This is a genomic window from Mesorhizobium sp. M7A.F.Ca.CA.002.09.1.1 (genome assembly GCF_003998555.1).
Classification (GTDB): domain Bacteria; phylum Pseudomonadota; class Alphaproteobacteria; order Rhizobiales; family Rhizobiaceae; genus Mesorhizobium; species Mesorhizobium ciceri.
Window position 1 is genome coordinate 1 of the sequence record NZ_RZRR01000106.1, and the last position, 9,544, is coordinate 9,544.

8 protein-coding genes and 1 pseudogene are annotated in these 9,544 nt (G+C 63.3%); 4 read left to right on the plus strand and 5 right to left on the minus strand.

Going from position 1 to position 9,544, the window contains the following annotated elements:
- From EN994_RS07305 to EN994_RS07320, 4 genes and pseudogenes are all read right to left on the minus strand, one after another.
- Positions 1-2,137 (minus strand): annotated as a pseudogene (locus tag EN994_RS07305) (calcium-binding protein); the annotation flags it as partial.
- A 195-nt stretch (positions 2,138-2,332) separates the two neighbouring features.
- Positions 2,333-2,860 carry an AraC family transcriptional regulator gene (locus EN994_RS07310; RefSeq protein WP_063168904.1) on the minus strand — a complete coding sequence of 176 codons (528 nt, stop codon included), beginning with the start codon at positions 2,858-2,860 and terminating at the stop codon, positions 2,333-2,335.
- Positions 2,861-3,223 (minus strand): hypothetical protein, encoded by a 363-nt coding sequence (locus EN994_RS35315; protein WP_063168905.1) that lies wholly within the window; start codon positions 3,221-3,223, stop codon positions 2,861-2,863. It lies immediately after the preceding gene.
- A gap of 613 nt (positions 3,224-3,836) precedes the next feature.
- Entirely contained in the window at positions 3,837-4,037 is a 201-nt protein-coding gene (locus EN994_RS07320; protein WP_082826544.1) for a hypothetical protein, read from the minus strand.
- 308 nt (positions 4,038-4,345) lie between these two features.
- Between EN994_RS07320 and EN994_RS07325 the strand changes: the two genes are divergently transcribed.
- The 4 genes from EN994_RS07325 (at position 4,346) to EN994_RS07340 (ending at position 8,409) form a co-directional block, all read left to right on the plus strand.
- Positions 4,346-5,809 (plus strand): phosphatidylserine/phosphatidylglycerophosphate/cardiolipin synthase family protein, encoded by a 1,464-nt coding sequence (locus EN994_RS07325; RefSeq protein ID WP_024502662.1) that lies wholly within the window; start codon positions 4,346-4,348, stop codon positions 5,807-5,809.
- Positions 5,810-5,917: 108 nt separating this feature from the next.
- Complete coding sequence (locus EN994_RS07330; RefSeq protein ID WP_013529834.1) at positions 5,918-6,766, plus strand: endonuclease/exonuclease/phosphatase family protein; 849 nt, start codon at positions 5,918-5,920, stop codon at positions 6,764-6,766.
- A gap of 62 nt (positions 6,767-6,828) precedes the next feature.
- A complete protein-coding gene (locus tag EN994_RS07335) occupies positions 6,829-7,161 on the plus strand; it encodes a hypothetical protein (protein ID WP_063168906.1) in 333 nt (110 codons plus the stop codon).
- A 387-nt stretch (positions 7,162-7,548) separates the two neighbouring features.
- Positions 7,549-8,409 (plus strand): hypothetical protein, encoded by an 861-nt coding sequence (locus EN994_RS07340; protein WP_024502664.1) that lies wholly within the window; start codon positions 7,549-7,551, stop codon positions 8,407-8,409.
- A gap of 62 nt (positions 8,410-8,471) precedes the next feature.
- On the opposite strand, the gene EN994_RS07345 is transcribed toward EN994_RS07340, so the two are convergent.
- On the minus strand, positions 8,472-9,544 hold a 1,073-nt coding region (locus EN994_RS07345; RefSeq protein WP_127307461.1), incomplete at its 5' end, for an aldehyde dehydrogenase family protein.

The window sequence follows — 9,544 nt, forward strand, 5'->3', positions numbered from 1 at the left end:
CCGATTCCGCACCCGTCGCCGACGAATCCGCCGCCGTCGAATTGGCGTGGAAATACTTGATGCCGCCGACATTGATGTTGTTGACGACGGCGCCAATGGCGTCGACGGCCTGATTGGTGGCGAAGAGCTGCGAGCCGTTGATCGCGTCGGTCGAGAGCGCGCTGATCCGCCCCGCCGCCAGATTGGTGATGGTGCGCTCCGCACCGGGCGCGCCGATGCTGACCGTCGAGGTCGGGTTGGTGCCCTGGAAGGCGTAGGTCGTGCCGTTGACCACCCCACTGGCCGTGCCGACCGCCGTCGCGGTCACCGAGCCAGAGCCGAGCGCGACATCGCCGGAACTCGCTGCTGCCGAGGCGCCATTGCCGAGCGCGACATTGCCCGCGAGGCCGGCCGCACCGGCGGTCGAGCCGTTGCCCAGCGCCACGGAGCCTTGTCCGATCGCCTTGTTGTTGTTGCCGATGGCGACAGCACCGTTGGCCTGGTTGGCGGCGGTGGCGGTCGCGGTGCCGTCGCTGTTGGCGATGTTGTTGGCGCCGCCGGTGAAGGCGCCGGTGCCGCTGGCATAGCTGGGATCGCCGATGGAGACCGCGCCGTTGCCAAAGGCGGTGTTGCCGGACCCGATCGAGACCGCCTTGCCGCCGGTCGCCACCGCATTGGTGCCCATGGCCACCGCCTCGGCGGAATCGGCCTTGGCGCTCGTGCCCATGGCGATGGCGTCCTGCGCGCTCGCATTGGCCGACTTACCAACCGCGGTGCTGTTTATGCCGCTCGCCGTGGCGCCCAAGCCTAGCGCGCTCGCGCTCGCTGCGGTCGCGGTGGCGTTGTTGCCGAGCGCGGTCGCCGAGACGTCCGTGGCCTGGGCTCCCGAGCCCGCCGCGACCGAGCCTACTCCACTCGACACGGCCGAATTGCCCAGGGCCAATGCGAAATTGCCCGAAGCCGTGGCGACGTTGCCGAACGCCGCCGAGTTTGACGCCGATGCATTTGCCTGGGGACCGACGGCGGCGGCATTGAGGCCGGCGGCTTGGGCCTGGAAGCCCACGGCTGTCGAACTGGTACCACTCGCAACCGAGGAAGCGCCCATTGCGGTAGCGAAACCGCCGGAAGAGACCGCATTGGTGCCGATCGCGATGCTGTTGGGCAAGGCCGTGTTGGCCTGAACGCCCGCCTGCGCGCCTAGGCCGAGCGCGATAGACTGGTTGCCCCAGGCGCCGGCGTTCCTACCCATCGCCGTGGCGCTCGTGCCCGTCGACTGGCTTTGGCGCCCGATCGCAATGCTGTCAACCTGAGACGCCAGCACGTCCGTGCCGATGGCGACGGCGCTCTCTTGAAGGGCGCCCTTTCCCGCTGCGGTTCGGTTGCCAAGATTGATGGCGTTGATCGCGGTCGAGGTCGCCTGGAAGCCGATGGCGATAGAGTTCTGCTGGCTTGCGACGGCGCTATTCCCTTGGGCAAGCGCATCCAGCCCGGACGCTGTCGCCCCAAACCCGAGCGCGGTGGCGCGCAGCCCGGTCGCCCGGGTAACATAGCCGATCGCCGTCGAGTTCGTTCCGTCGGCGCGCGCGTTCAGGCCAAAGGCGGCCGAGCCTGCGGCTGCGACCGAGTTGACGCCAATGGAGCTTGCTCCGTCTCCGACAGCCTGGGCGTTCCCGCCTATCGCGAGGGCGTTGACGCCGTTCGCGCCGGAGATGACACCTATGCCTATGGCATTGAGGCCATTGACACCCATCGCATAGCCGATGGCGATCGTGCCGTCGCCCGTTGCACTGTTGGAGATGCCCAACGCCACGCTGTTATTGCCATTTGAGGTGGCACCATTACCGATGGCGACGGCGTTGCCGCCTGTCGCGGACCCGCCGCCGGCCTGATATTGCGCCTGAGCTGGCGTCGCAGCCATGCCGATCGCGAAGGCGCCCAGCATCGCGGCCGCCGCCGACATCCCGCCGACGCCCAGCGTCCCCAGCCCCAGGCGCTTGCGCCCCATGCCAAGCACGCTATGAGCCATGCGCAGCACCGCCATCAAGCGGCGGCGAACCGAGCGGGAGCGAGGATCGCCATTCGCGATCCAGTGCCCGGCGAAATGCGCCGCGCGATGCTGAACTAGAAGCGAGCCGTTCGAAATCTGATTGTCGGTCATGGTCCCTCTCCGCTGGCCGGCACGAAATGTCTGACAATTCCGCTCTATCGCAGGAAGACATGATTCCTGCCCGCGGTATTTCACGAAATTGCTGTCTTGTGAGAAAAGATCGGAGCAAACCGGCAGAGGTTAACAGCTCGTTACCTTAGAGACTGCTTTAAAACTAGGCAAACAAGCAATTCCATGAGCGCCGTCTCATCTAACCTTGGCGTTAAGCTTGCCCACCCGTAGCTGCAGCGGCGTCACCTGCCGGTATTTCTTCATGGCGGTGGTAAAATGGCTCTGGCTCGAAAATCCGCAGGAATGAGCGATGTCCGTGATGGTCATGCGGCTGTCGGCAAGCAGCCTTTCAGCGAGGTCCAGCCGCAAATCGAGAACATATTGATGCGGCGGCACCCCGAACGTCCTCGAGAAAGCCCGCATGAAGTGATAGGGTGAAAGACCGCAAACCGCGGCCATCTCGGCAAGCGCCAGCTTGCGCGTGAAGTTCTCGTTCAGGAATTCCTGCACGCGGCGCGTGCTGCGAACCGAAAGCCCGCCTTTCGCGTTGAGCGTCGGTTGTCGCGAATTGGGTCCGGAAACCGGTCCGGGGACACCATCCTCACCCGGCATTTTTCGGCCTCCTGATTCGTCCCAGATGAGGTTCAACCCTAGGCTTCCTTCCGCGTTCCCCTGAAAAACAAATCGTGATTGATCGAAGCTGACCGGCGTAGCCAACCCCATTCATGAGAGCGTTCCGGCCGGACGGCGTACAACGCGCGGACTGCATGACATTCCAGACGATTCCTGCGGAGCTTGGGGCGGATTTGCAGCAAGATGTATTCTGGAAAACGCCGCAAGGCGCCTGTTGCGGCCTGGGTGGGTGCGCAGCAGATCGGCCGGGTCGACCGTGCCGAAAGCAGGCGGATCGAGTTCGGCGAGATCGAATTCATGCACGGCCAATTGCGCCAGCGCTTCGGGAGCGATGGAAACGACGGCGTTCTCCCGGGTCAGGGACCAGGCCGGCTTGCTGTCCACACCCGCCGGATTGACGACGCGACATCCGGTCGGCGTATCGTACCGCGTGATCCGGTCGCTGCCGAGCAAGGCTCTCGATCGGCGTGCGGGCCGCAGCGCAATTCCAGTGGAATGCTCTTTGGCCGGGAATGTCTGCGAGACGGGATCGCGGGCTGAGTCTATGACACTCCGCGCCGCGGTGGCCCTCCAGGGGCCTGCGCTTTCAGGGATTATGTCCAGGACATATCGAGCTGTCCGTTCTCGATTGACGCCCTGGGAATTGCCGCCTTCCCGAGCATCGTCCGTATTTTCCATTGCCTGGCCTCAGCCGCTTGTCTGTCGCCTGAAATCCCCCTTAGCCCGACCCGGATCCAACGTAACGCACATGCTGTGGATAGTGAATAACATCCGTACGCAAACAAAAAATTTTGTTCGGGATAAAAGCCCCTCGGGGCGAGGAACCCAGGCCTTTAGGTCGCGACTACGGGTCAACAGGTTCCTCTGGACCCTTCGGCGCATTGGCTGACGGAGCATCAAACGAAAAACCCGCCTGCTCGGCGGGTCACTGGCGCAAATCAGCACCATGCACGAATATATACCTTAGCTGAGATCACCGCGTCAAGAAAAAATTCCTACCGCGAAAAGCTGCCGACGCAAAGCCGCGACACCGCCAGCAATGCAGAGCTACCAGATTGGCTACCGGTCATTGCAGATCGTCGCGACGATTCTCATACAAATCCCATGCAAGTTCGACAAACCCCAGAAGAACGTCCTCCTCGCTCCATCCGGCAGCGACGGCCGCCTGGACGATCTCGCGGACGAGAGGCAGCAATTGGCGTTGGCATTCTGCCGACGTGTCGGCAACTATGTCATCGCCGGGAGGTTCATCGAAGTTGAATTTCATCGTTAGGCGCCCCCCTCGCCATCAATCAAAGTGTTCATATCATTAAGTTCATTCATCCTGATATACAATAGAGGTCGCACCAAAGCATAAGAGGCTTCGGAGGCTCTGAGCAGAACAGGATGATGCCAGGCTCTATGCTTCCGCTAGGTCAGGTTTGTCCTTCTGAACAGGGTCCGTTGGGAAGCTTCTACCCATCAATCTCTGCGGCTGGTCGAAACCTTCGGCCAGGGCCGCATGCCACCATCCGGCGAATGCGCGGCAGGACCGGCCGCATTGCCTTCTGCAACCGCTCGCTGGATAGTCTCGGCATGTTGGCGACCCTGGCGACTCACTGGCCGCAAATTCTGGCGATCATCTCCGTGGTGATGGCGACGGTCGGCATCGTCCATGCCGTCATGACCAAGGAAGATGTGCGCGCCGCCACCGGCTGGGTCGGCGTGATGGTGCTGTCCCCGATCCTCGGCGTGCTGATCTACGCCGTCGCCGGCATCAATCGCATCCGCCGTGCCACGATCACCGCCCAGCGCCCGTTTGCCGACGGCGTGGTGTCCGCCAAGCATGAGCGCGACGTCGCTGTCGAAGAGGCCCTGATCGTCGAGCGATACGGGCAACGGTTCACGGGCTTGCGGACACTCGGCGACAGGGTGGCGCGGCGCGCGCTCAACCCTGGAAACGCAATCGATGTGCTGGAGACCGGCGACGAGGCCTATGCCGCCATGTGCGCGGCGATCGACGGCGCCGAGCGCAGCGTCCTGCTCGAGACCTATATTTTCGACAATGACGCCGTCGGCCTGCTCTTCGTCGAGGCGCTGGCCGGCGCCGTCCGGCGCGGCGTCACCGTCCGCGTGCTGATCGATGCCGTCGGCGCCCGCTACTCGGTGCCGAGCATCCTGGGGCATTTGCGCGAGGCCAACATCCCCGCCGACGTCTTCAACGGCAACATCGTCATGGGCCTGCGCCTGCCCTACGCCAATCTGAGGACCCACCGGAAGATCCTGGTGGTGGACGGCATCGCCGCCTTCACCGGCGGCATGAACATCCGCAAAGGCTTCTCCGCCGAATTCGCCGGCTCCAACAGCGCCAGGGACACACATTTCCGGGTGACCGGCCCGATCGTCGCCGACCTCTTTTCGGTCGCCGCCGAAGACTGGCGCTTCGCCACCAACGAGGCGCTGAAGGGCGACGCCTGGCGCATTGCCCCGCTGTCGCCGTCGCCAGGCGCACCGATGATGGTGCGGGCGGTCGCTTCCGGCCCGGATGCCAGCAACGAGACCAACCACAAGCTGCTGATCGGTGCGTTCTCGGTCGCCCGCAAGTCCATACGCGTGATGTCGCCCTATTTCCTGCCGGATCGGGAACTGATCAGCGCCCTGATCACCGCCGGCAGGCGCGGGGTCGAGATAGACATCGTGGTGCCGGCGGTGAACAATCTTTTCCTCGTCGACCGCGCGATGATGGCGCAGTTCGATCAGGTGCTCAAACACTATTGCCGTGTCTGGCGAACCGAGGGACCATTCGACCATTCGAAGCTGCTTTCGATCGACGGCGTGTGGGCCTATGTCGGATCTTCCAATCTTGACGCCCGATCGCTGCGGCTCAATTTCGAGATCGACTTGGAGGTGCTCGATGCCGGCTTTGCCAGCGAGATCGAGGCGCGGATCGGGTCGGCGATTGCCTCCGCCGTGCCGGTAACGCTGGAAGCCTTGCGAGCCCGGCCGTTCCTAATCAGGCTGTTCGACCGGGCATTGTGGCTCGGTTCACCCTATCTCTAAGGCGGAGGTGCGCTTGAGGAACTCGTCTGTCATGGAACATACGCCGAAATTGCCTATTTTGACTGTATCCGGCTTCTGAATTGAAGCCAGCGAGAACGAGCAGCACAGATGCACAGAATTGGACGCAGCCTCCCGGCAAGCATGCTTCTGTCCCTTCGTGACCGCCGGATGCAGAAAGCTAACGCCGCCGCACTCAAGACGACAGCCACCACCGGCACGCTGGTTGCCTCCTACAATGTCCATAAATGCATCGGCGTCGACAGGAAGTTCGATCCGGACCGGACCATCCGCGTCATCCGCGAAATCGATCCGGATGTCATTGCCCTGCAGGAAGCCGACAACCGCTTCGGCGACCGTGATGGTCTTCTCGACCTGCCCCGGCTCGAACGGGAAACCGGACTGGTTCCGGTGCCGATTTCCGCCACCGGCAAGGGCCATGGCTGGCATGGCAACGTCTTGCTGTTCAAGAAGGGCGTCGTTCGCGACGTGCACCAGATCAAGCTTCCGGGGCTGGAGCCGCGCGGCGCGGTGGTGGCGGAGATCGACCTCGATGGAAGCCGGACGCTGCGCATCATCGCCGCCCATCTTGGCCTGCTGCGCCGCTCCCGCTCCCAGCAGGCGCGCGTCGTGCTCGACCTGATGAACAGCCCGGACGAAAGACCGACCCTGCTGCTCGGCGACCTCAACGAATGGCGGCTTGGCAACCGCTCCGCTCTCAACACGCTGCATGCGACGTTCGGCCCGCAGCCGCCGGCGGTCCCCACCTTCCCGTCGAACCTGCCGCTGCTGGCGCTCGACCGGATCATGGCCAACCGGCATGGCATGATTGCCGCCATCGACGCGCATGACACGCCGCTTTCACGCGTTGCCTCCGACCACCTGCCGCTGACAGCTTTCGTGCGCCTGGAGCGGGTGGACGATAACGCCTTGATGTCTCCCGCGTCGCAAAGAGTGTAAAATTAGTCGGAACGCCCAGTTCTTCCGCGAGTTACCATGTCTTGAACGTGTAGGAGGACGAGATGAAGAAGTTGATTCTGGCTTCCCTGTTGGCATTGGCCGCGACAGCGGCGATCACTGCGCCGACGCGAGCGGCAAGCGTGACCATCCAGTCCGACGACGATCGATATTTGCCGGACGACGATTCCGACAGTGGGATCGTTATTCGCCGTCACCACCGGGATCGCTATTACGACAATCAGTATGATGGCGACCGGAACGTTCAGTATGACGATGGCGAATACCGGTACGGCGAATATCGCCGCCACCACAGGCATCATCGCTGCCATATCGAACTGGTCAAGCACTGGCGCCACCACCACAGGGTGATCGAAGAGGTTCGCGTCTGCGGCTGATCCCGATCCGTACCAACCAGCCGGCGAAAGCCGGCCGGTTGGTCGCGTATTGGGGGGCGAGAGATGCCGCCATGGACCAGTTGGAAACGCCTTGCAGACGACTGACGCGCGGCGCGGTTCGCGCAGCTGGATTACCTGGCTGATCTTGTCGCGATTGCGCTTGGCCCGGTAACTCACTCTCCACCATCCTCGTCAAGCCGCAGATCACCGGCGCGCTTCCCAGGGCATGGCAATCGGCTAGCCGATCCCACCATGGACCGGTCGTTGCCCGACCCGTGTTCGGGTTGGGCTTGCTCTTCGCATTTGGTGCCTCTGGACACAGCCGTGGAAGGCTGAAAAATGTGGAGCGCAACTCGGCTTTTGGAGTTGAACCGGAACACCAGGAGGATGGCGCTGAAATTGGAAGATATTGCCGGCCATCCGGCGTTGCATCGCTACGTTCAGGAACAGTCCCTGGCGCTGATCCGAATCTATGAGGAGAGCCCTCGCCTGGCTTCCATTTTCGCCACGCAGCAGCGTTGGCTAATGGGTCATGTCGGCCTCGCCATGCATTTCAGGCGCGATCCGCACGACCGCCGCAAGGAACTGACGGTATCGCGGTTCATCGAGTTCGTGCACCAGCATGCGGTCGCCAGCCGCAACACGGCGGACGCTTTCATCAAGGAGATGCTGCACTACCACATCGCCGAGTATGTGTCGGGTGGCGACGGCCGTACGCACCCTTTGCAGCCGACGGCGGCAACCGTGCAGACCTTTACCGGCTGGGTCCTTGCCCATCTGCGGACGCTGGATCGCCTCGACGGCGCTGACCGCTTGGCCAGGTTCCTCGAACACCCCGAGATGGTTGCCGGGCTGCAGCCTCTGGTGGCGGACGGCCTGCTTGCCTCCAAGCCGGTGCGCGAACCCAACCAGACCTTTTCGCTGTTCATCTGGCTCAACAATGGCGGCATCGTCATGGACTGGCTGATGTCGGGCATCGACCCCGATCACGCCGGCCTGGACCAGATTCCGACCAGCGTGGTTTCGATCGGAGATTTCGCCAAATGGCTCAAGCTCTCGCGGACCCATCTGGCCCGCAAGCTGCGCGCTGCCGAGAATCTCGGCAGCATCGGCTGGCTCGGCCAGCGCGGCCATTCGGTGATGTGGGTGTCGAATACATTCTACCAGGAATACATGACAGTCCAGGCGGCCAAACTGGCCATCGTCGACACCGCTTTCAATGCCTGTTTTCCGCCGGCTGGAAGCTGATCGGTGCGGCATCCCCGTAACGGGGATGCCTTTCAATGCGGGCGATCAAAATCCCGAAGTTCTCAGTCGATGTCGAACGACACGCCCTGGGCGAGCGGCAGCGCCTTGGAATAGTTCACCGTGTTGGTGGCGCGCCGCATATAGGCCTTCCATGCGTCGGAGCCGCTCTCGCGGCCGCCGCCGGTTTCCTTTTCGCCGCAAAAGGCACCGCCGATCTCGGCGCCCGACGTACCGATGTTGACATTGGCAATGCCGCAATCCGATCCGTCGACACCCAGGAAACGCTCGGATTCCTGCAGGTCGCGGGTGAAGATCGACGACGACAGGCCTGCGCCCACGGCATTGTGCTCGTCGAGCACGGCGTCGAAATCCGAATATTTCATCACATAGAGGATCGGCGCGAAGGTCTCTTCCGTGACAGGGGCCACCTGCTTGGGCATCTCGACCAGCGCCGGGTGCACGTAATAGGCATCCGGGTGCCCGTTCTCGACCCGCGTGCCGCCGGTCACCTTGCCGCCATGGGCGGCGGCTTCCTTCAGCGCCTTCTGCATGGCCTCGTATGCCGCCTTGTCGATCAGTGGCCCGACCAGCGAGGAGGTCTCCAGCGGATTGCCGACAGACACACTCTCGTAAGCCTTCTTGAGGCGCGGAACCAGGGCGTCGTAGACGCTGTCATGCACGAACAGGCGCCGCAGCGTCGTGCAGCGCTGGCCGGCCGTGCCCATCGCTCCAAAGGCAATCGCGCGCAGCGCCATGTCGAGATCGGCGCTCGGGCAGACGATGCCGGCATTGTTGCCACCGAGTTCGAGCACTGCGCGGGCAAAGCGCTTGGCCAGCCGCGGGCCGACGTCGCGGCCCATGCGGGTCGAGCCGGTCGCCGAAACCAACGGCACTTTGGGGTGATCGACCAGGATCTCGCCGACGGCGCGGTCGCCGATCAGCACCGGCGCCAGGCCATCAGGTGCGTCCGCGCCGAAGCGCTTGACCGCACGCTTGAAGATGGCCTCGCAGGCAAGTGCGGTCAGCGGCGTCTTTTCCGACGGCTTCCACACCACCGCGTCGCCGCAGACCAGCGCCAGGGCGGCATTCCAGGACCACACCGCGACCGGGAAATTGAAGGCGGAAATGACGCCGA